22 protein-coding genes are annotated in these 20,754 nt (G+C 67.5%); 6 read left to right on the top strand and 16 right to left on the bottom strand.

Annotation, left to right across the window (positions count from 1 at the left end; translation table 11 throughout):
- Positions 1-5 precede the first annotated feature (5 nt).
- On the top strand, positions 6-362 hold the full coding sequence (nirD, locus tag ACQI5H_RS16935; RefSeq protein WP_427080491.1) for a nitrite reductase small subunit NirD: 357 nt from the start codon (positions 6-8) through the stop codon (positions 360-362).
- 4 nt (positions 363-366) lie between these two features.
- On the opposite strand, the gene ACQI5H_RS16930 is transcribed toward nirD, so the two are convergent.
- The 10 genes from ACQI5H_RS16930 to ACQI5H_RS16885 form a co-directional block, all read right to left on the bottom strand.
- Positions 367-816, bottom strand: a complete 450-nt coding sequence (locus tag ACQI5H_RS16930) for a hypothetical protein (protein ID WP_427080490.1) — start codon at positions 814-816, stop codon at positions 367-369.
- A gap of 31 nt (positions 817-847) precedes the next feature.
- A complete protein-coding gene (locus tag ACQI5H_RS16925) occupies positions 848-1,603 on the bottom strand; it encodes a sirohydrochlorin chelatase (RefSeq protein ID WP_427080489.1) in 756 nt (251 codons plus the stop codon).
- A complete protein-coding gene (locus ACQI5H_RS16920) occupies positions 1,600-2,745 on the bottom strand; it encodes a uroporphyrinogen-III synthase (protein WP_427080488.1) in 1,146 nt (381 codons plus the stop codon). The genes ACQI5H_RS16925 and ACQI5H_RS16920 overlap by 4 nt, the downstream gene beginning before the upstream one ends.
- 77 nt (positions 2,746-2,822) lie before the next feature.
- Positions 2,823-4,220, bottom strand: a complete 1,398-nt coding sequence (locus ACQI5H_RS16915) for a nitrate/nitrite transporter (RefSeq protein ID WP_427080487.1) — start codon at positions 4,218-4,220, stop codon at positions 2,823-2,825.
- Positions 4,221-4,482: 262 nt separating this feature from the next.
- Entirely contained in the window at positions 4,483-5,028 is a 546-nt protein-coding gene (locus ACQI5H_RS16910; protein ID WP_427080486.1) for a GNAT family N-acetyltransferase, read from the bottom strand.
- A gap of 35 nt (positions 5,029-5,063) precedes the next feature.
- Positions 5,064-5,978: a 5-oxoprolinase/urea amidolyase family protein gene (locus ACQI5H_RS16905; protein WP_427080549.1), complete on the bottom strand. Its 915-nt coding sequence runs from the start codon at positions 5,976-5,978 to the stop codon at positions 5,064-5,066.
- Positions 5,979-6,007: 29 nt separating this feature from the next.
- Positions 6,008-6,682 (bottom strand): 5-oxoprolinase subunit B family protein, encoded by a 675-nt coding sequence (locus ACQI5H_RS16900; RefSeq protein WP_427080485.1) that lies wholly within the window; start codon positions 6,680-6,682, stop codon positions 6,008-6,010.
- A gap of 99 nt (positions 6,683-6,781) precedes the next feature.
- Positions 6,782-7,771: an ABC transporter substrate-binding protein gene (locus ACQI5H_RS16895; protein ID WP_427080484.1), complete on the bottom strand. Its 990-nt coding sequence runs from the start codon at positions 7,769-7,771 to the stop codon at positions 6,782-6,784.
- Between the two features lie 56 nt (positions 7,772-7,827).
- Positions 7,828-8,412: a TetR family transcriptional regulator gene (locus ACQI5H_RS16890; RefSeq protein ID WP_427080483.1), complete on the bottom strand. Its 585-nt coding sequence runs from the start codon at positions 8,410-8,412 to the stop codon at positions 7,828-7,830.
- On the bottom strand, positions 8,399-9,691 hold the full coding sequence (locus tag ACQI5H_RS16885; protein ID WP_427080482.1) for a DNA polymerase domain-containing protein: 1,293 nt from the start codon (positions 9,689-9,691) through the stop codon (positions 8,399-8,401). The genes ACQI5H_RS16890 and ACQI5H_RS16885 overlap by 14 nt, the downstream gene beginning before the upstream one ends.
- Before the next feature lie 59 nt (positions 9,692-9,750).
- On the opposite strand from ACQI5H_RS16885, the gene fadD2 reads away from it, so the two are divergent.
- Positions 9,751-11,430 (top strand): long-chain-fatty-acid--CoA ligase FadD2, encoded by a 1,680-nt coding sequence (fadD2, locus tag ACQI5H_RS16880; RefSeq protein WP_427080481.1) that lies wholly within the window; start codon positions 9,751-9,753, stop codon positions 11,428-11,430.
- Here fadD2 and ACQI5H_RS16875 read toward each other — a convergent pair.
- Positions 11,427-11,771, bottom strand: a complete 345-nt coding sequence (locus ACQI5H_RS16875; protein WP_427080480.1) for an ATPase — start codon at positions 11,769-11,771, stop codon at positions 11,427-11,429. The two genes, fadD2 and ACQI5H_RS16875, sit on opposite strands and share 4 nt — an antisense overlap.
- Before the next feature lie 442 nt (positions 11,772-12,213).
- Here ACQI5H_RS16875 and ACQI5H_RS16870 point away from each other — a divergent pair, with 442 nt between their 5' ends.
- Positions 12,214-12,663: a hypothetical protein gene (locus ACQI5H_RS16870; RefSeq protein ID WP_427080479.1), complete on the top strand. Its 450-nt coding sequence runs from the start codon at positions 12,214-12,216 to the stop codon at positions 12,661-12,663.
- A 177-nt stretch (positions 12,664-12,840) separates the two neighbouring features.
- Here ACQI5H_RS16870 and ACQI5H_RS16865 read toward each other — a convergent pair whose 3' ends face one another.
- Genes ACQI5H_RS16865 through ACQI5H_RS16850 form a run of 4 tightly spaced genes read right to left on the bottom strand, consistent with a single transcriptional unit; the run spans position 12,841 to position 17,838 of the window.
- Positions 12,841-15,039 carry an acyl-CoA dehydrogenase gene (locus ACQI5H_RS16865; protein ID WP_427080478.1) on the bottom strand — a complete coding sequence of 733 codons (2,199 nt, stop codon included), beginning with the start codon at positions 15,037-15,039 and terminating at the stop codon, positions 12,841-12,843.
- A 45-nt stretch (positions 15,040-15,084) separates the two neighbouring features.
- Positions 15,085-16,047 carry an NAD(P)-dependent oxidoreductase gene (locus tag ACQI5H_RS16860; RefSeq protein WP_427080477.1) on the bottom strand — a complete coding sequence of 321 codons (963 nt, stop codon included), beginning with the start codon at positions 16,045-16,047 and terminating at the stop codon, positions 15,085-15,087.
- A gap of 7 nt (positions 16,048-16,054) precedes the next feature.
- Complete coding sequence (locus ACQI5H_RS16855) at positions 16,055-17,188, bottom strand: alpha/beta hydrolase (RefSeq protein WP_427080476.1); 1,134 nt, start codon at positions 17,186-17,188, stop codon at positions 16,055-16,057.
- A complete protein-coding gene (locus ACQI5H_RS16850; protein ID WP_427080475.1) occupies positions 17,185-17,838 on the bottom strand; it encodes a TetR/AcrR family transcriptional regulator in 654 nt (217 codons plus the stop codon). Before ACQI5H_RS16850 ends, ACQI5H_RS16855 begins: the two co-directional genes overlap by 4 nt.
- A gap of 90 nt (positions 17,839-17,928) precedes the next feature.
- Between ACQI5H_RS16850 and ACQI5H_RS16845 the strand changes: the two genes are divergently transcribed.
- Together ACQI5H_RS16845 and ACQI5H_RS16840 are read left to right on the top strand one after the other, a co-directional pair.
- A complete protein-coding gene (locus ACQI5H_RS16845; protein ID WP_427080548.1) occupies positions 17,929-18,510 on the top strand; it encodes a VOC family protein in 582 nt (193 codons plus the stop codon).
- 36 nt (positions 18,511-18,546) lie between these two features.
- Positions 18,547-19,095: a hypothetical protein gene (locus ACQI5H_RS16840; RefSeq protein ID WP_427080474.1), complete on the top strand. Its 549-nt coding sequence runs from the start codon at positions 18,547-18,549 to the stop codon at positions 19,093-19,095.
- Here ACQI5H_RS16840 and ACQI5H_RS16835 read toward each other — a convergent pair.
- On the bottom strand, positions 19,028-19,717 hold the full coding sequence (locus tag ACQI5H_RS16835; protein WP_427080473.1) for a TetR/AcrR family transcriptional regulator: 690 nt from the start codon (positions 19,715-19,717) through the stop codon (positions 19,028-19,030). The genes ACQI5H_RS16840 and ACQI5H_RS16835 overlap by 68 nt on opposite strands.
- Before the next feature lie 98 nt (positions 19,718-19,815).
- Here ACQI5H_RS16835 and ACQI5H_RS16830 point away from each other — a divergent pair, with 98 nt between their 5' ends.
- Positions 19,816-20,703 carry an oxygenase MpaB family protein gene (locus ACQI5H_RS16830; protein WP_427080472.1) on the top strand — a complete coding sequence of 296 codons (888 nt, stop codon included), beginning with the start codon at positions 19,816-19,818 and terminating at the stop codon, positions 20,701-20,703.
- Positions 20,704-20,754: the final 51 nt, after the last annotated feature.

The raw sequence follows: 20,754 nt of genomic DNA, 5'->3' as shown, positions 1-20,754 counted from the left end.
GAATTGTGACACTTCTCAACGACATTCAGGTGTGGACCATCGCCTGCGCCTACGACCACCTCATTCCGGGTCGGGGTGTCGGCGTGCTGCTCGACGACGGCTCGCAGGTGGCCCTGTTCCGGCTGGACGACGGGTCGGTGCACGCGGTCGGCAACGTCGACCCGTTCTCCGGCGCGGCGGTGATCTCGCGCGGCATCGTCGGAGACCGCGGCGGCCGCGCCACCGTCCAATCCCCCATCCTCAAGCAGGCTTTCGCACTCGACGACGGCATTTGCCTGGACGACCCAGAAGTGTCGGTGCCGGTGTACCCGGTGCGCGTCACGACCGATCGCCTCATCGAGGTCGCGCGCGTCGCCCCCTGATCGTTCAGTCGATATCGCCGACAAGGTAGCGCTGCATCGTCGGCCCGATCGCGTCGACGAGCGCGTCCACCGACATCGAGTGCAGCGGCTCGGATCGAACGCCGTAGCGCAGGATGCCCAGGCCGACCAACTGAGAGGCGCACAGCGACGCCCGCACGGCGACCTTGTCGGCCCCGAGGATTTTCAGCAGCGGTCCGAAAACCGGGCCGATGAACATTCCTTGGACGATTTCGGCGGTCTTGGCCATGCCGGTCGACGCGACCGCGCTCGCAGCGAAGGGCCCGCCACCGGCGGCATCCCAGGTGGTGATCAGCATGTGCAGCGTTCGGCGGCCCACCTGACTGGCCCCGCCGGTGACGATTCGATCGATGAACTCCGGTGTGCCGAACGGCAAACGCAGCATCTTGGCGACCGGGTCGAGGAGCCCACGCGATGGCTCTTCGCGACGCGACATGGTGCCAGGATCACCCGTCAGCGAGCAAAGATCAAGCGTTGCGAGCCTCGGCGCGCCTTGCGTACAAGGCTTTGTGCTCCACGGATTTCGACCTCAGCCTCGGCCGTTGGCCCGGGTATGGCACGGCCCTACGGAATCGGTTCGCGATCAACCGCGCCAGGCCGGGATGCGGGCCGAGAGGTTGGCTGACGAAATCGGCGCCGCAATCACGCAGCCGTTGCTGAAACAGCCCGTCGGCCAACAGGTACGAGGCGACCGCGACCCGGCGGGCGCCGTCCCGGCGAGCGCGCTCGACCGCCTCATCCACATAGGGTCCGCCGGTCGCCGCGAATCCCAGGGTCACCCGCGATCCGGTGAGCGCAGACAACAACGTCGCGGTGGTGTGCAGATCCGCGCGCGCTCGATGATCGGAGGTTCCCGCCGCACCGAGAATCACCGAATCCCCAGGCCGCCAACCCGATTGCATCAACTGGTAGAAGACTATCCGCGCGATCTCGCCGCTGGGCCCCAGGGCCGGGGTGACGATGACGTTCGAATGTCCGCTGGCGGCCACGTGGGCGGGCAGATCGGTGCGGACGTGATATCCGCGAGACAAGAACGCCGGCACCACAATGGCGCGCCGGCCGTCTGACTGCGACAGCACCTCGCTGGGGGTCGGGCCCAGCACGTCGACGAACGCCACCTGCACCCTGCGGTCCAGCAGCGTACCCACTTGCGCCGCAAGGTCTCCAATCATCGCGACGCCGCCCGGCGCGCGGGTGCCGTGTGCGGTCAGTATCAGGTTCATAGCCGTCCCGCGGGTTCGTCGACGGCCAGCCGGTAGCCGCGCTTGACCACGGTCGCGACAATGTTCCTGTCGCCCAAAGCCGTCCGCAGCCGCAGCACCGCCGTGTCGACGGCGTGCGGATCGTTGCTGTTGCCGGGCAGCACCCGTAACAGGTCGTCGCGGGCGACGACATCGCCGGGCCGTTGCGCCAGCGCGCGCAGGATCGCCATCCCGGAGCCCGACAGCGATTTGACCGAACCGTCCACCAGAGCGCAGGTTCCCCGGATGTCCACGCGGTGACCGGCGGCCTTCACGTTGCACGAGCCCAGCAGCGGCAGCTCTTCGGCAATGTGGCGGGCCAAGGCCCCCAACCGCATTCGCTCGGGGGACGACGTCGGGACGCCCTGTCGGATCAGCGGCTGGGACGTCACCGGGCCCACGCACATCGCGTGCACGTCGGTGCGCAGGGCCTTCAGCAGTTGGTCCTCGATATCCAAGTCGCGGCTGCGTTCCAGCACCGCCGCCGCGGCCGGTGCCGACGTGAAGGCGACGGCGTCGAATTGCCGTCGCGCAAGCTCGGTGACCAGCTGGTCGAACTCACCGCCCAGCGGTGTCGGTTTCCACCGGTACACCCGGATGGGCACCACTTCCGCACCCGCCGAACGCAATCCACCGACAAATTCCGGGAACGGATCCCACGCGTCGGCGGCGCCGTGCAGTTGGACCGCCACCCGCATTCCGGAGACATCGGATTCGAGCAGGTATTTCAGCAACTCGGTGGAGGATTCGGATTTCGGCGACCATTCCTCGTGCAGGCCGGCGGCGCGCAGCGCGCCCGTCGCCTTCGGTCCGCGCGCCACGATCCGGGCCGACGACAGCGCCGCGACGAGCTGATGGCCCACACCCCACCCCTCGGCGGCGGCCAGCCAGCCGCGCATGCCGATGCCGGTGTGCGCGACCAGGATGTCGGGTGGCTTGGCGATCAACGCCTCGGTGTTGCCGTGCAATTCGTCGTCGTCGGGCAGTGCGATCATGTTGATCGCGGGCGCGCTGAAGACCTCGGCGCCGTTGCGGCGCAGTAGCGCGGACAGCTCCTCGGCGCGGCGCGCGGACGTCACCGCGATCCGATAGCCGGTCAGAGGCACAGAGGGCTGCTGGGCCATATCAACTGTGTATGCCTACGACGTTTCCGCCGCGTTACCGCACAATTGCTGACGCATTGCCCTCGTTGCGACCACGATCACACCCGAGCCGGCTCGGCCTCGAGCGCCGGTCCTCCGACACTGTGCGCACTGACCGGACGGCGAACATATGTGGTCCAAGTCAAGACCGCGGCCACCACATAGGACGCTAGGAACAGCCAATACGCCGACGTTTCGGTGCCGCTGCGGAGGTAGGACTCGCGTAGCGCCAAGTTGATCCCCACGCCGCCGAGTGCGCCGACCGCGGCGCACCAGCCGATCAGCGATCCCGACATCGCGCGCGACCAGTGCCGGCGGTGCGCCTCGCCGGCGTCGAGCGTGCGACTGCGCGCCTCGAAGACCGACGGGATCATCTTGAACACCGAGCCGTTGCCCATGCCCGACAGAATGAACAGCACGACGAAGCCGATGACGTAGCCGATCATCGCGAAGGGGCCGTTGCGGCCACCGCGGTCGTCGAGCGTGCTGATGGTGACCAACAACCCGGCGCCCAGGATCATGCCGGCGAGGACGCCGAGGGTGACCCGGCTGCCGCCGAACCGGTCGGCCAGCCTTCCGCCGTAGATCCGCGCCAGCGATCCCAGCAGCGGCCCAACGAAAGCGATCTGCGCGGCGTGCAGCGATGCGTGCGAGGCGCTTTCGCCGCCCGCCACGAAGTTGACCTGCAGTACCTGACCGAACGCGAAGGCGAACCCGATCCAGGAGCCAAAGGTGCAGATGTAGAGCAGCGAGATCACGTACGTGTCGCGCTCGAAGAGGACCGAGCGCATGGTGTGCACCTCGATACCGTGGTCGAGGTTGTCCATCCACAGCGCGGCCGCGATGCCGACGATCGCGAGTAGGACCAGATAGACCGCGCACACCACGTACGGCGCCTGGTGACCGGCCGTGGCGAGCACCAGCAGGCCGACCAGTTGGATCACCGCGACGCCGAGGTTGCCGACGCCGGCGTTGATCGCCAGCGCGGCGCCCTTGAGGCGCTGGGGGTAGAAGGCGTTGACGTTCGCCAGCGAGGCCGCGTAGTTGCCGCCGCCCAGCCCGGTCAGAGCGGCGCACACGACATAGGGCCACAGCGGCAGGCCGGGATTGGCCAGCAGCACGATGGTGCCGACGGTGGGGATCAGTAGCACGAAAGCGGAAAAGGTCGTCCAGTTGCGGCCACCAAAGGACGCGATGCCCAGGGTGTAGGGGATACGAGCGCAGCCGCCGACCAGCGTCGCGACCGCGCCGAGCAGCAGCTTGTCGCCCGCGGTAAAGCCATACACGGATGCGGGCATGAACAGCGCCATCACCGACCAGAGGGACCAGATGGAAAACGCCGCATGGTCACCGGCCATCGTGCACAGCAGATTGCGGCGGGCGACCTTGTTGTTGCCCGCCTCCCAGGCCGCGGTGTCCTCCGGGTCCCAGTCCGTGATGCGGTGGTTGCGACCCATGAGGTATTCGCCTTTCCTGGACGGGATTTGGGGTGGCGCGGGTAAGGCGGCCACGCCCTGCCGCGAGTTTCGATGCTCACATTCGCGACCGAACCCCGTCAACTCGATTGCGCCGAAATCGCCTGTCAGTTGAATCCCAGTTGTCTGGTAACTCGCTGAAGGACAATCGGATTCGCGACTGTGGTATGACTCAGGCCCCGCTGTGAAATCCGGTGTGAGGTGCAATACATTTTGTGCTATACGGGCTTTCGCCCGATAGCACTTACCACACATCTCCCGCGCGCCAATCGCACATCAGGTCCGCGGAGGTATCCAGGCTGATTCCGACCGGCAGCACGAATATCGTCTCGTCGTCGTCGGGCGTGCGGGTCGGCCCGGTCGGGGCCAGTACGGAGGTGGGGCCGCGCCAGGGCAACCAGCCGCGGGTCGCGTAGAGCCCGCGCGCCCGGGTCGACGAACTGAGGGCCCCCACTTGGTAGGCGCCGCGCACCACCTGTTCGACGCCGTCGAGCAGCGCGTGCACCAGGCCCCGGCCGCGGCAGTCCTCCCGCACCGCGACGCCCTCGACGTAGCCGCAGCGCAGCGCGGTTCCCCGGTAGAGCAGTCGCCGCTGGACCACCGCGGCGTGCGCGATGATCGCGCCGTGACGCCAGATCAGGGCGTGCATGCCGCCCAGTGCGTGCTCCCAATCGTTTTCGGTGAAGTCGCCGGCGAAGGCGGTGCTGACCATCTGGCAGACGTCTTGCCGAGTCTCGACGTCGAGATCGGCGGTATGGACCAGGCGAGCGGTGTGAACCTGGGCGGTCACACCCCTTGTCTACCAGCCTTGTCCAGAGCCTGGTACTACGAGAACTGTCCGCCCACCGAGCTCGCGTGCGCCCCGGCCCCGACCGGAACGCGGGGCCGTGCCCAGTGGAACCGCACGTACTGGCCGGGCCGCACCTGGGCGACCTTGTCGACGTCCTCGTCGATCACCACGCCGACGACGGGGTACCCGCCGGTGACCGGGTGATCGGGCCCCAGGATCACCGGTAAACCGTTGGGCGGCACCTGAATTGCGCCGCGAGTCGCACCCTCGCTGGGCAGCTGGCGATCCGGGTAGCGATACTGCAGCGGGCGGCCCTCCAACCGCATCCCCACCCGGTCGCTGCGGTCCGAGGCCATCCAGATCGTGTGCACCAAGGCGTCGGGATCGACGAACCAGTCGTCGCGCGGTCCCGGCACCACCCGCAGTTCCACCAGATGCCGGGAAATGGCCGCCACGGGCGCCTGGTCGAGTTCGGGGTAGTCGTCGGTGTGCTCGCCGATCGGCAGCCGGTCTCCAGCCGCGAGGGGCGACGGGCCGATCGCGGACATCACGTCGTAGCTGCGCGAGCCGAGCACCGGTTCGACACAGATGCCGCCGCGCACGGCCAGATAAGTGCGCAGCCCGGCCCGCGGGGCGCCCAGCGAGATCACCTGGCCGTCGTGGACATGCTGAATGCTGTTGGTGCCGAACGTGATTCCGTCGACGGTGGGGTCGGTGTCGGCCCCCGTCACCGCGATGTCGACGTCGCCGCCGCGGACGCGCGCGCAGAATCCCCCGAACGTCACCTCCACGGTGGCGCGGTCGTCGGGGTTGGCCACCAGACGGTTGGCCAGCCTGTGCGAGCGGCGGTCGGCGGCCCCGGAGCGTCCGACGCCGAGGTGGGCCAGCCCCGTGCGGCCGAGGTCCTGGACGACGGCCAGGGGTCCGGTGCGCAAGATTTCCAGCTGGATATCCGGATTTGTCACGACGCCCTCCCTGGTCATGCGGCGCGGAACTGGACCCACATGCCCTGCGTCAGCAACGCCGGATTGGGCCGCTCGAGGTCCCACAGCACCGCGTCGGTGTGGCCGATGAGTTGCCAGCCGCCGGGCGACTGGCGTGGATAAATCGCGCTGAATTCGCCGGCACGGGCGACCGAGCCGGCCGGCACCGAGGTCCGCGGCTCGGAGCGGCGCGGTACCCGCAGGCGTGGATCGCCGTCGACCAGGTACGCGAAACCCGGTGCGAATCCGCTGAATCCGACCCGCCACAGGGTGGAGGTGTGGGCGTTGATCACCTGCGCAGTCGACAGCCCGGTGTGGCTGGCGACCTCCGCGAGGTCCGGGCCGTCGTAGACGACATCGATCACCACGTCGGCACGGCGATCCTCGGGGGCGGTCTCGGTGGCGGTGACCGGCATCTTGCGCAGACGCCGCCGGATGACGCCTTGGCTGCGCGGGCCGTCGAGCTTCACCAGCACGGTGCGCGCGGCCGGGACGATGTCGACCACGCCGGGCAGGGCCGCGGCGCGCAACGCGTCGGCCCACGCCAATACCTCTGCGGTGCTGCCACATTGCACCATCAGAGCTCGGTCGCCGTAGTCGAGTACGGTGTTGCCGACCAGCTCCGTGGGCAGGCCCCGGGAAAGGCCGCTGGTGAGGTCAGTCACGCTCATTACTCGACGGTAACCTCGGAATCCGGGCAGGTCGAGGGAATGCCCGCGGATTTTCGAGCACTGCCAGAGGTGCCTTAGCAAACGCTCAAACAGTGGGATCTAGCCCAGGATCTTGCTGATCTGCGGGGGCAGTTGGTCGGCGACCAACGGGTAGCTCAGCGGTGAGGAAAAGGCGATCGCGCCGGCCTGGTCCTTGGTGGTGAAGATGTGGCGGCTCTGCGCGGTCGCCTGCGATGCCGCCACCTCGGGGTCGGCGAGTATCGCCTTCTGGTCGTCCGGGCTTTCGGTCGTCCAGATCACCACGTCGGCGGAATTGAGCACCGTCTTGATCTGATCGCGCGGGATGATTGCGCGATGATCGCTACCGAACGGTTTGATGCTGTCGGCGATCACGAGGCCCATCTGGTTGAGGAAGTCCGTGCGCCAGCCCGCCGTGGTTGCGACCACCGTGCCCTGAAAAAGCGTGCCCTGCATCAACAATGCCTTCTTCGCCTGCCACTGCGGATTCTTCTGGGCGACCGCGACGAACTGTTTGTCGACGGCGTCGATCAGTGACCTCATCTGGTCGGCCTGGAACACCGCCTGCCCGATCGCGGTGGCCTGCTCCTTCCACGGCTCGAAGAACGCGTCGCCGTCCGACTGCGCGATGGTCGGGGCGATCGCCGACAGCTTCTGATAGGTGTCGGCGTCCACCCCGGCATTGACGGCCACAATCAAATCGGGCTTCAGCCCGGCGATCTGGTCGACCGGAATCCCGTTGTCGAGGTTGAGCACCACCGGATGTGCGGCGCCGAGTTTGGGCTGTGCCCACGGCCACACGGCGAACGGTTGGTCGCCGAACCAGTTGGTGACCGCAATGGGCACCACGCCCACCGCGAGCAGGTCGTCTTGTTCGGTGTAGCCGGCGCTGACGACGCGCTTGGGTGGCTCTTTGACGACGGTCTGGCCGAACAGGTGGCTGACCGTCACCGATCCGCGGGGAGCGGCGCCCGGCGCCGGCTTGGGTGACGAGCACCCCGGCGAGACGGCGGCGACCCCGACCGCCGCGGCGGCCCCGGCGAGCCGCAAGAATCCCCGCCGATTCTTCATCGCGTGAGAGTATCGCGTTTCGCGCTCTCACCTGCGCCGCCGCGCGGTTTGGCCGCTCAGCCCAGCGGCATGCCGGCGTCGACGAAGTCCATGGCCCGATAGACCGTCTCGGCGGTCTGTGGCGCATTGTCGAAGGCGGCCATCATGGCGCCGGTCAGCGCACCGACGAACACCCGGACCTCGAAATCGCTTGCGGGCCGGCCGATTCGGCGGCTGATCGCTTCGGCCATGACGTTGACGGTGCGGTAGTACTCGTCGTACATCGCCGCCTTGAGCTCCGGGATGGAGAACATCAGCCGCTGCCGGGTGTTCTCGAACTCCAGCTGGTCGGCGGGAAGCTGCGCCATGACGGTCTGATAGGCCCGGCGAAACGCCTGGATCAGCGACAGGTCGGGTGGCGCTGACTCGAAGGCCGCCAATATCAGCGGGTCCAGATCGTCGGCCAAAAGCAACGACTCCTTGGACGGGAAGTACCGGAAGAAGGTGCTGGGTGACACCTCGGCGGCCTCCGCGATCTGCTCGACGGTGGTGGCGGCGTAGCCGTTCTGCTCGATCAGGCGGAACGCCGCGCGCCTGATGGCCTGGCGGGTCTTGATCTTCTTGCGCTCCCGCAGACCCAGGGGCGGCTCAGTCGCCTGCATGAGGCGATTGTCCCGCATCCGCGGCGCCCCGTCTGGAAGCCGGCGGCGTGTAGCCCTCCCACGGGGAGTAGTCGGCGATCAGCTCTTCCTGCGGCGGGCGCTGGTCGGCCGGCACGTGCTGCAGGTTGATCCGGATCCGGTACCAGATCGAGCTCGGCCCGCGCATCCCGTCGACCAGAACGTCGGCCGGGTGCAGCCGGTCGGCGACGGCGGGGTAGCGGCCGCGCCACGTGTCCAGCGCGGCCATCGCCTCGTCCCTGGTTTTGGTGCGAGCGATCTCGATGAGCGGCTTCGAGGACTGGCGCCGGCCGTCGCCGCGCGACCCGGCGCCTTTCGGCGCCTTTTCCGCCGGCCCCAGTTCCTCGGCCAGCATCAGGAGCCGATCCAGCTCGCCGATGGCGTCGTCCATGCCCGCCCACGGATCACCCAGGTCGGAAAACCGGTCCGGCACGGTGGCGATGGTGAACGCCTCGGGTTTACAGCCGGCGACCTCGTCCCAATGCAGCGGCGTCGACACCCGGGCATCGGCGGTGGCCCGCACCGAGTAGGCCGACGCGACCGTGCGGTCCTTGGCGTTCTGGTTGAAGTCGACGAAGACGCCCTCGCGCTCCTCCTTCCACCAGCGGCTCGTCGCCGCCTCGGGCACCCGCCGCTCTACCTCCCGGGCCACCGTCTGGGCGGCCAGCCGCACCTGACGGAAGCCCCAGCGGGGCGCGATGCGTGCGTAGATGTGGAAGCCGCGCGACCCGGATGTCTTCGGCCACGCCGTCAGCCCGTAGTCCTCCAGCACCTCGCGGGCCACCAGCGCGACGTCGACGATCCGCTGCCAGGGCACCCCGGGCATCGGATCCAGGTCGACCCGCAATTCGTCGGGGTGATCGAGGTCGACGGCTTGCACCGGATGCGGGTTGAGGTCCACGCAGCCCAGATTGATCACCCACGCCAGCCCGGCGGCGTCGTGGATGACGGCCTCCTCGGCGGAGGTGCCCGACGCGTAGCGCAGCTCGGCGACGTCCACCCAGTCCGGCCTGTTCTTGGGCGCACGCTTCTGGAACACCGCCTCTTGCGAGATCCCCTTGACGAAGCGTTTCAGAATCATCGGCCGGCCGGCGACGCCGCGCAGCGCCCCGTCGGCGACGGAAAGGTAGTAGCGGACCAGGTCGAGCTTCGTGTGGCGGCCCGCGCCCGCCCCGCCGGGGAAGACCACTTTGTCCGGATGGGTGATGGTGACCTCGCGCCCGGCCACGTCCAGTGACACCGGAGCGGTCATGGGGTTCATGGTAATTCCGGGGAAATTTTCTCGGCCCATTGCGACCTGCGTCACATAGGGTGGAATTCATGCCTAACCTCTTCGACCTGCCCGGCCAGGCTGTCTCCAAAGTTCAGCAGTACCTCGAGCGGGGCACGGCCGAACTGCACTACGTACGCAAGATCTTCGAATCGGGCGCGTTCCGGATCGAGCCACCGCAGAACTACGCCGCGATGGGCGCGGAGATCTACAAGTGGGGCGAGTTCGGCATGCTGCCCTCGCTCAATGCCCGGCGCCATCCCGACAAGGCGGCGTGCATCGACGAGGAGGGCGAATTCTCCTATAAGGACCTCGACGAGGCCGCGCACGCGGTGGCCAACGGGCTGCTCGAGAAGGGCGTCAAGGGCGGCGACGGCGTCGCCATCCTGGCGCGCAACACCCGCTGGTTTCTGATCGCCTACTTCGGTGCAGCCCGGGTCGGCGCCCGCATCATCCTGCTCAACAGCGAGTTCTCCGGCCCGCAGATCAAGGAGGTGTCGGAGCGCGAGGGCGCCAAGCTGATCATCTACGACGACGAGTACACCAAGGCCGTCAGCAAGGCGGAGCCGGAACTGGGCTTCTTGCGCGCCCTCGGTTCCAACCCGGACGCCGACGAACCGTCGGGCAGCAAGGACGAGACGCTGGCAGACCTGATCGAGCGCGGCGACAAGTCACCCGCCCCGAAGGCGTCCAAGCACGCGTCGATCATCATCCTGACCAGCGGAACCACCGGCACGCCCAAGGGCGCGAACCGCAGCACCCCGCCGACGCTCGCGCCAATTGGGGGCATCCTGTCGCACGTTCCGTTCAAGGCCGGCGAGGTGACCTCGCTGCCGGCGCCGATGTTCCACGCACTGGGTTTTCTGCACGGCACCATCGGGATGTTCCTCGGCTCGACCCTGGTGCTGCGCCGCAAATTCAAGCCGCCGCTGGTGTTGGAGGACATCGAGAAGCACAAGGTCACCGCCATGGTCGTGGTGCCGGTGATGTTGTCGCGCATCCTCGACGCGGTGGAGAAGATGGACAAGAAGCCCGACCTGTCCAGCCTGAAGATCGTGTTCGTATCCGGATCGGCGCTGGGGTCCGAACTGGCGGAACGGGCGCTCAAGGACCTGGGCCCGGTGGTCTACAACATGTACGGCTCGACGGAGATCGCCTTCGCCACGATCGCCGAGCCCAAGCACCTGGAATTCAATTCGTCGACCGTCGGGCCGGTCGTCAAGGGCGTCAAGGTCAAGATCTTCGACGACAACGGCGAAGAGTTGCCGCAGGGCGAGGTCGGGCGGATCTTCGTCGGCAACGCCTTCCCGTTCGAGGGATACACCGGCGGAGGCAAGAAGCAGATCATCGACGGGCTGTTGTCCTCGGGCGACGTCGGCTACTTCGACGAAAACGGCCTGCTCTACATCAGCGGCCGCGACGACGAGATGATCGTGTCCGGCGGCGAGAACGTCTTCCCCGCCGAAGTCGAGGACCTCATCACCGGACATCCGGACGTCGTGGAGGCCACCGCGATCGGTGTCGAGGACAAGGAGTGGGGCCACCGGCTGCGCGCCTTCGTGGTCAAGAAGGGGGACGCCGACCTCGACGAGGACACCGTCAAGCACTACGTGCGCGACCACCTGGCCCGCTACAAGGTGCCAAGGGAAGTGGTATTCCTCGACGAGCTGCCGCGCAACCCCACGGGCAAGGTGCTCAAGCGCGAGCTGCGCGAGATGGAGATCGACTAGCGCCGTTCCTGGATGGCACGCGTGATCTCGGCCCCGAGTTTGGGGTCGCCCAGCAGCCGGTCGATCAGCGCGGTGAGGACCTCTTGTCCGGTTACCCTCGCGACCCCGATGCGGTCGGCCGCGTCCCGTTGCCAAATGTCGAGCGCCCGGTGTGTGGCCGCCGGCAGATCGACGGTGCGCCGTGTGCGCTGGATGCGGATCGGCCGCTCACCTGAGTCGCGTGATCGCGGGGCTGGGCCGCCGATCCGTGGGGCACCCGGTTGCCGGAAGCTCGTGAGGCGCTCGGTCGTCGTCGAGTCGTCGGGGGGCGTGCCGGGTGTGCGGCTGGGGTTGAAGCTCACTGCGGCGGCCGTCCCTTCGTGGGTGCAAGTCAGTAAATCAGTATGTGTCTGCTACCGATTCTGTCACTAAAGTCGCCCCGAGTCGCGCCGCGAGCCACGGGCGCCGCCGGCCGGCGTGTGGGGGACGACCACGGTAATCGCAGGACATAATTACGAAGTTCGCTGTGTGATTCTTGAGTCCAAATTCGCGGGCGGCACGGAGCGGCGCAAATTCATGAATCGCGTAAAGTAGGAAATGCGTACATCAGTAAGTCAGTAGACGCTTGTTTAGCTGCTATGACGTAAAAACAATGTCTACTGATCTCAGTATTTCTGGAGGTCTTTAAATATGAGTCCTGTATAAACTACTACCGGGATTTGCGAATTGGCTGTTGTTTGCCTGAGAATTTGTGGGTACCGTTTTAAGTATCAGATTGAAGGATCGTGGAGGGAGGTCGCGAAAATGATTTCACTGCGATCCATGCGTATGGCCGCGGCAAGCGCGGTCGGCGCCGGCGCGCTGGCCGGAGCCATGCTGGTCGGCGGCGTTCCCGCGGCGCAGGCCGCGCCGGCGCCTACTCCGGCGACAAGCTTCGACGCCGCCGGGCCGCACGGCGGCACACCGCTTAGCCCCGGTGTGATCCCCGACCGCCCCGGCGGGGGCGGAGGTGGCCATGGCGGCGGAGGCCACGGCGGGGGCGGTGGTCCCGGTCCTGGCCCCGGTTGGCGCGGCCCTGGTCCCGGTTGGGGTAAAGGCCCCGGTTGGGTTCCCGGCCCGGTTTGGCGCGGCCCCGATGTCGGATGGTGGGGTCACCCCGGCAACGGTTGGGGCAACATCCCGCCGGGTCGCGGCTTCTGGGCTCCCGGTCACTGGTGGGGGCCCGCCCAGCAATGGTGGAACTGGTGGTGGTGAGCCAAGCCGCTAGCTTCGCGTGGCGCGGTCAGCCTTGTCCTGCCGAGCGTTTAGGTTGACCCGCCCGCGCTGAGGGGGGAACGTCATGCCGGCCTACCACCGCGAGGCCGGCATGGCCCCCCGCCAAAGGCAATCCATGCCGACCCGAGACCGGCCTCGGGTCGGCATGGATTCTTTTTACGGGTCGCGGGGCAGGCCCAGGAGCCGCTCGGCGATGATGTTGAGCTGCACCTCCGACGTGCCCCCGTAGATGGTGGTGGCACGGCTGGCCAGCAGGTACTCGTCCCACTTGCCCGCCAACTGGTCCGGGTCGCCGATCGCGGCGTCGGTGCCGAAAGAGGACACCGCGAATTCGGCGTAGCCCTGGCCGGTGCGCATCGACAGCAGCTTCGAGATCGCCGCCGACGGCATGGCGTCGCCGCCGGCCAGCGTCAACAGCGTCGAGCGGAGGTTCAGCACCTTGGCGGCGTGACCTTCGGCGATCAATTGCCCGGCCCGGTGTTGCGCGATCTGGTCGAACTGGCCATCGCGGACGAACTCGACGAATTCCGGCAGGGTGGCAAGGAAATTCGCGTCGCTGCTGCCGATCGAGACCCGCTCTGCCGTCAAGGTGTTGCGGCTGACCTCCCAGCCTCGGTTGACGTCACCGAGCACGCACTCGTCGGGCACGAACACGTCGTCGATGTAGACGGTGTTGAACATCGCGTTGCCGGTGAGCTCGCGCAACGGCTTGACCGTGACGCCTTCGCTGCGCATGTCCAGCAGGAAATACGTGATGCCGTTGTGCTTCGGCGCCGACGGATCCGTCCGCGCCAGCAGCGCGCCCCAGTGCGAGTACTGCGCGTAGGTGGTCCAGATCTTCTGCCCGGTGATGTGCCACCCGCCGTCCGCCCGCGTCGCCTTGGTGGTCAGCCCGGCCAGATCCGACCCGGCGCCCGGCTCGGAAAACAGCTGGCACCAGACCATTTCGGCGCGGAAGGTGGGTGGCAGGAAACGTTGTTTCTGTTCTTCGGTTCCGAAGGCGACGATCGACGGAATGATCCAGGCGGCGATGCCGACCTGAGGCCGTTTGACCCGGCCGGTGGTGAACTCCTGGGCGATGATGATCTGCTCGACCGGGGTCGACGCCCGGCCCCACGGCTTGGGCAGGTATGGCAACACCCAGCCGCCCTCGGCGATCGCGACCTTGCGGGGCTCGCGATCCATCGCCTTGAGCGCCGCCACCTCGGCCCGAATTTCGGACCGCAGCTTTTCGGTATCGGGGTCCAGATCGATGTCAACGGCACGCATCCCCGTGGTGGTCGCGGTGTCCACCACCCTCTGCGGGTACTCCGACCGGCGTCCGAAGGACGCGGCGAGGATCACCGCCCGGCGGTAGTACACGTTCGTGTCGTGCTCCCAGGTGAACCCGATGCCGCCGTGCACCTGGATGCAGTCCTGCGTGCAGCGCAGTGCGGCCGCTGGAGCCAGCGTCGCCGCGACGGCGGTGGCGAACTCGACCGCGGAACCTGCTGTGTCCCAATTGTTTTGGCCTGCCTCGTCGATGGCCCGCGCGGCATCCCACACCGCGGCGGTGGCTCGCTCGGTGTCGGCGATCATCTCCGCGCACTTGTGCTTGATGGCCTGGAACTGGCCGATCGGCCTGCCGAACTGTTCGCGGATCTTGGCGTACTCCGACGCGGTGTCGGTGGCCCAGCGCGCCACGCCGATCGCCTCCGCGGACAGCAGCGTGGTCATCAGCGCGTGCGCGGTCGCCATGGTCAGGCTGCTCAACACCGCGTCGTCGCCGACCTCGACGGCGTTGGCCCGCACATGCGCGATCGGGCGCAGCGGGTCAACGCTCTTCACCGGCTCGATCTCCAGCTGGTCGGCGCGCAGCACCACCCACTCGTCACCGCTGTCGATCGCCACCGGAAGCACCAGCACCGACGCCTGCGCCGCGGCGGGAACGGCGCTCGCTTCACCGCGGATCACCAGCACGTCACCCTGCCTGGTGGCGGTCAGCCCGGAATCCAGCGCGTAGGCGGCGATGGCCGCACCGGACGCGAGGTCGGCGAGCACCTTGGCCTCCGGGTCGTGCGCGGAGATCAGCGCGCTGGCGATCGCCGACGGTACGAACGGTCCGGGTACCGCACCGTAGCCGAACTCGGCAAGCACGATGGCCAGCTCGAGGATGCCGAATCCCTGTCCGCCGACGGACTCCGCCAGATGAACCCCCTGCAGGCCCTGTTCGGCCGCCGCCCGCCAGTACGGCGGCGGGTTCTCGATCGGTGTTTCCATGGCCGCGTGCAGTACCTCCGACGGCGCGACGCGCGCCACCAGGGATCGCACCGAATCGGCGAGGTCTTGATGCTCAGGAGTTATCGCGATCGGCATTGGTCGCCTTCCCACGCTCTCTCGTTTCGGCCAGCGCCTTCCAAGCTAACAACCGGTGGGTTGGTTGACCACATTGGCCAGTGGAAGCCCGTCGCGCAGCCGGCGGCAGTTGGCAACGGCCTCGACCAGATACCGCCGCATGGTGTCGGCCGTGTACCAGGTGACGTGCGGCGTCAGCACCACGTTGTCCAGACCCAGGAGGGGATTGTCGGGCGCAACCGGCTCGGCGTCGAAAACGTCCAGGCCCGCCGCGGCCAGCCGGCCGGCGCGCAACGCGGCGACGAGCGCCTCTTCGTCGACGACGGCTCCGCGAGACGTGTTGACCAGTACCGCATCCGGTTTCATCCGGGCCAGCGCGTCCCGGTCCAGCAGACGGACGGTGTCGGCGCGCAACGGTAGGTGCAGCGAGACGATGTCGCTGACCGCCAGCAATTCGGGCAGCCGCCGCCAACCGGGCCGCCCGTCGTCGCGGGTGCTGGTGTGCAGCACGGTGGCGCCCATCGCGGTGACGATGTCGCCGACGCGTTTGGCGACGTTGCCGTAGCCGACCAGACCGACGGTGCAGCCGCCGATATCGCGTACCGTCTCGCCGAGTTCGGGGTCGGCCGGCCAGCCGGAACCGCGGCGCACCGCGCGGTCCAGGGCCGGTAGCCTGCGCAAGGCCGCCAGCATCAGCAACACGGTGCCCTCGGCCACCGACGGCGCGTTGGCGCCGGGCATATTCGCCACTGCGATACCGCATTTCGTCGCGGTCTCCACGTCGATGGTGTTGACTCCGGCGCCGAGTTTGTGCACCAGCCGCAGGCGCGGCGCGCGCCGCAGGTCCGTCCCCGACAGGGGCCGCAGCACATGCCAGATCACCTGCGCGTGCGGCAGCTCACGGTAGAAGGTGGCTTGCGATTCGGGGGAGTCATCGTCGGCACACCAACGGATGTCCAGCCAATCCGCTTCGGGTGCAACAAAATTGAGGACCTTGTCGCCGGGGACGAAATGGGCCAGTACTCTCACGAGATGCTTAGCGCCACCGCTTGGATATCCACTTGGCGATGGTATCGGCCTGTTCGGTGCGTGCGCCCGGCGAGCTGAAGTAGTGGTCGGTGTCGATCGAGCATTGGGATTTGTCGGTGGCGGCGAGTCCGTCGTAGATGCGCTGGGCATCCGACGGAAAGACGCCGGTATCGGCGTCGGCGTTGATCACCAGGGCCGGGCAGGAGATGCGGGCCAGATGCGGCTCGGCGCGAGTCTGCGCCACCCGCAGACTCCACATGCCGAGCCAGTTGCGCAGCGTGCAGGCGGCGGCGATGCCGTGCGCGGAGCGGTTGGCCTTGGCCGGGATGCCCGCGTAACACAGATTCGGCTGACGTTTGGTGGGCTCGATGCTCGGATCGACCATGCGCGGATCCGCCCACGTTCGCATAACGGTGAACGGCCGATCGGAAAACCCCGCGGCACGAACGCGTTTGAGCTCCATCTCGGCCCAGTCGGTGATGGCATGGTTGCGCGCGGTCTGCGCGGTCCGATAACGGGCCAGGAACTCCGGCGAGTACGGGGGACCGTTCGCCTCGTTGAACAGGTCGAGCTCGGGATCGGTGGCAACGGGATCATTCTCGTCGACGACGGCGGCGTCCATCCACGCCGTCAGCACCTCGGGGCGCCCGGGGTGGGCGGCGGTGGCCACGTAGCCGTCGGCAGGGATCAACTCGCCCAGCCCGGCCGCCGGACGCATGCCCTCGAGCGGGGTCACGTTCGGTTCGACGGCCTGGGACTGATACGCGGCCATCAACGAGCCGCCACCCGAATTGCCCAGCAGCACAACGGTATCCACGCCCTGGACTTCGCGCAGCCAGCGGACCCCGACACCGATGTCGACCAGGGCGTGGTCGAGCAGAAAGCTACTTTCGAAACCACGGAACCTGGTGTTCCAGCCGAGAAACCCGATGCCGCGGGTGGCGATGTAGTCGGCGAGATAGTGCTCGGAGAAGTCGATCTGGTAGTGCGTGCCGATCATCGCCACCTTCGGCTTTCGCCCGACCGCGCGGTGGTACAGACCCTGGCATGGATGGCCGCCGGCGCCTGCGCGGCCCGCGGTGGGAGACGGCACCCCGACGAACTCACGGATAACGCCTGCTGCAGGAGTATGACGAGTCACTTCGGCGGCTCTCCTGGGGAGTAGATGGCCCGGTAGTAGATGTTGGCAAGCGTCTGGATGCAGGCCCGATCGTCGGGCTCGCCGGAGCGCGCCCCGCTGAGCTGGATGTAGCAGAACTGGTTGAACATCGCCACGATCGCTTCGGCGATGAGCCGCGGGTCGTCTTCCGCGCAGTAGCCCTCGGCCTGGGCCCGTCGCACCGTCTCGGTAATGAAAGAGATTGGTATCGCGCACATTTCGGCCCAGTACTGGGCGAAGTCGTCGTTGACCATCGCCAACTGGGACACGCTGATCATCTCCGCCAGCCGGTGGCGGTAGGTGTGCCAGTGCGCGGCCGCGGCCTCGTACGCCCGCTCGCGATGCGACAGGCCGTGCCGAGTCACCGTCAGTGCGCGCTGGTTGGCCTCGTCACGGAAGCGCAGGGCCCACTGCCGGACCATCGCCTCTTTGGAGTCGTAGTAGTTGTAAAACGACGCCGCCGAGCGGCCCGCCTCGGCCGCGATGTCGGCGATGGTCGTGGCCAGGATGCCCTTGCGCGCGATAACCGTTCGGGCGGCCGCGTCGATCGCCGCTTGCGTGCGGCGGCCCCGGTGCGTCGGGAAGTCGGCGGCCTGGCCGGGCCGGCGATTGGGCTCTGCGGCGGTCAACACGTGGCGCACCTCCCTGGAGCAAAACTGAACCTGATGTTAGATTCAGATCTGAATCTTGGCCAGGGCCTGCACACCGATGGGAGCCGCAAGATGATCAAGCCGCACAACACCAACACGGAATTCGAGCTCGGCGGGATCAATCACGTCGCGCTGGTGTGCTCGGACATGGCGCGCACCGTGGACTTCTACAGCAACATCCTCGGCATGCCGCTGATCAAATCGCTCGATCTGCCGGGTGGTCAGGGGCAGCACTTCTTCTTCGACGCCGGAAACGGCGACTGCGTCGCCTTTTTCTGGTTCGCCGACGCGGCCGACCGGGTGCCCGGCATCTCGTCGCCCGGCGCCATCCCGGGCATCGGTGACATCACCAGCGCCGTGAGCACCATGAACCACCTGGCGTTTCATGTACCGGCCGAGAAGTTCGACGCCTACCGGCAGCGGCTCAAGGAAAAGGGTGTGCGCGTGGGCCCGGTGCTCAACCACGACGAGAGCGAGATGCAGGTGTCGGCGACGGTGCATCCCGGCGTGTACGTGCGCTCATTCTACTTTCAGGACCCCGACGGCATCACGCTGGAATTCGCTTGCTGGGTAAAGGAATTCACCGACGGTGACGCCCAGGCGGTGCCGAAGACGGCGGCCGACCGGCGACCTCGGGTCGAGGCCGTACGCTGACTGGCAAGACCGTGCGTAACCCGGGGGATGGCAATGATGACCGACGGGGTTCTGACCGACGAGCAGATCGCGGAGTTGACGCCCGCGCAGCGGCGGGAGCTGATCTCCCGGCTCGAGCAGCCACTGAGCGAGTTGATTGACCCGGACCTGATCAGCCGGATTCGGCGTATTCGGTTGGGCGTCATGATCGGTGGCTCGATCGCCATGATCCCCTGGCTTGTGTACCTGTCGGCGACGTTGCCGGAGAACTACGTCGCGCACAACTGGCCGGTCACCTGGGTGGGTTTCGATATTTTGCTCGTTGTGTTCATGGCGGCAACGGCCGTGTTGGGATACCTGCGACGCCAGCTGCTGGTGCTTGCCGCGTTTACCGCCGGAGTGCTGCTGATCTGCGACGCATGGTTCGACCTGCTGACCGCGGGACCCAACGACCTGCGGCTGTCGGTGATCACGGCGCTGGGGATCGAGGTGCCGGTGGCGATCCTGCTGATCACCGGCGCGCTTCGGGTCGTGCGGCTTACGATGATGCGCTTTTGGCTGCTGAAGCCCGGGATGCGGCTGTGGCAGTTGCCGCTGTTTCCGTGAGGCCGTACAGGTTTGGGTCGGCGAGCCGGTCGAGCAGCGAGGCGAGCTGATCGACCAGGCGGTCCGGTTCGAGCTGGACGTCGCCGGCCAGCCACGCGCTGATCGTCTGGCCGACGCCGCCGACCGCGAAGTGCGCCCCCGCCTTGATGCGGTCGTTTGCCGGCATCCGCAGCGCCTCGCCCGCATGCTGGCCGGAGAGCATGGCGAACAGCGCGGTGGACTCGGCGCGCTTGCGCACGATCACCGGATCGGCGAGCTGGGTGCTGAACAGCAGGCGCCCGATGCGGGCATCACCGGCGATGGTCCGCACAATGTTGGCCATCCCCGCTCGCGTCTGCTCGTGCACGGGCACCGCCGCGACTGCGGCCTGCGTGGTGGCGGCCAGATCGGCGACGACCCAATCGAAGACGCCGCCGACGAATTCATCCTTGTCCGTAAAGCTTTCGTAGAAGTACCGGGCGGCCAGGCCCGCCCGGCGGCACACACCGCGGACCGTCAGGGCCGAGACGTCCTGCCGTTCTGCCCCCAGCAGGTCCAGGCCGGCGGCCAATAGCCGGCCACGGCGAGCCGCGAGCCGTTCGGCGGCCTTCACCCCGCGGTAGGGCCGCGCGCTCTCGCTCATGAGGACCATCTTGACAGCGGAGCGGCGTGGGGACAATATCAGGAAACAGACGTTCTCACATTTAGCTCGGCGGCGGCCGCGGGAGGTCCACCTTGGCAATGCATGTCCACCAGCGGCACGTCGAGCGCGCGATCGCCGATCCGCCCCGGCCGCAGCGGCGACGCGTCCGGTCGCTGGGGATCGACGAGGGTTTGATGGGCGTGGCACTGCTGGCCGGCCCGGCGAACGTGATCATGCAACTGGCGCGACCCGGCGTCGGCTACGGCGTGCTGGAGAGTCGCGTCGAGAGTGGCCGGGTCGATCTGCATCCCATCAAACGGGCGCGCACCACCTTCACCTACCTCGCGGTGGCCACCGCCGGCAGCGATGCGCAGAAGGAAGCCTTTCGCCGCGCGGTGAACCGGGCCCACGCGGAGGTTTACTCCACGCCCGAAAGCCCGGTGCAATACAACGCTTTCGACGTGGACTTGCAGTTGTGGGTGGGTGCCTGTCTGTACAAGGGCGGGGTCGACATCTACCGCATCTTCATCGGTGAGCTGGACGACGAGGATGCCGACCGCCACTACCGCGAGGGCATGTCGCTGGCCACCACGTTGCAGGTGCCGCCGGAGATGTGGCCGCCGGATCGCGCCGCCTTCGACCGGTACTGGCAGGAGTCGCTGGCCAAGGTGCACATCGACGACGCCGTGCGCGACTACCTGTATCCGATCGCGGCGGGCCGCGTGCGGGGAGTGGCGCTGCCGGGCCCGCTGCAACGCATGTCGGACAACTTCTCGTTGCTGATCACGACGGGTTTCTTGCCGCAGCGGTTTCGCGACGAGATGCGGTTGCCGTGGGATGCCGCCAGGCAGCGCCGATTCGACCGCCTGATGGCGGTCTTGCGCACGGTGAACCGGCTGTTGCCGCGGTTCGTTCGGCGGTTCCCGTTCAACGTCCTGCTGTGGGACGTCGACCGCCGAATCAGGACGGGGCGCCCCTTGGTCTAGCGTCCCGGCGCGTACCTCGTGACTTGATAACGACAATCATTTTCATTAAGC

This window comes from Mycobacterium heidelbergense (genome assembly GCF_050205645.1).
Classification (GTDB): Bacteria; Actinomycetota; Actinomycetes; order Mycobacteriales; family Mycobacteriaceae; genus Mycobacterium; species Mycobacterium heidelbergense_A.
This window is presented reverse-complemented; position numbering and strand designations above follow the sequence as displayed.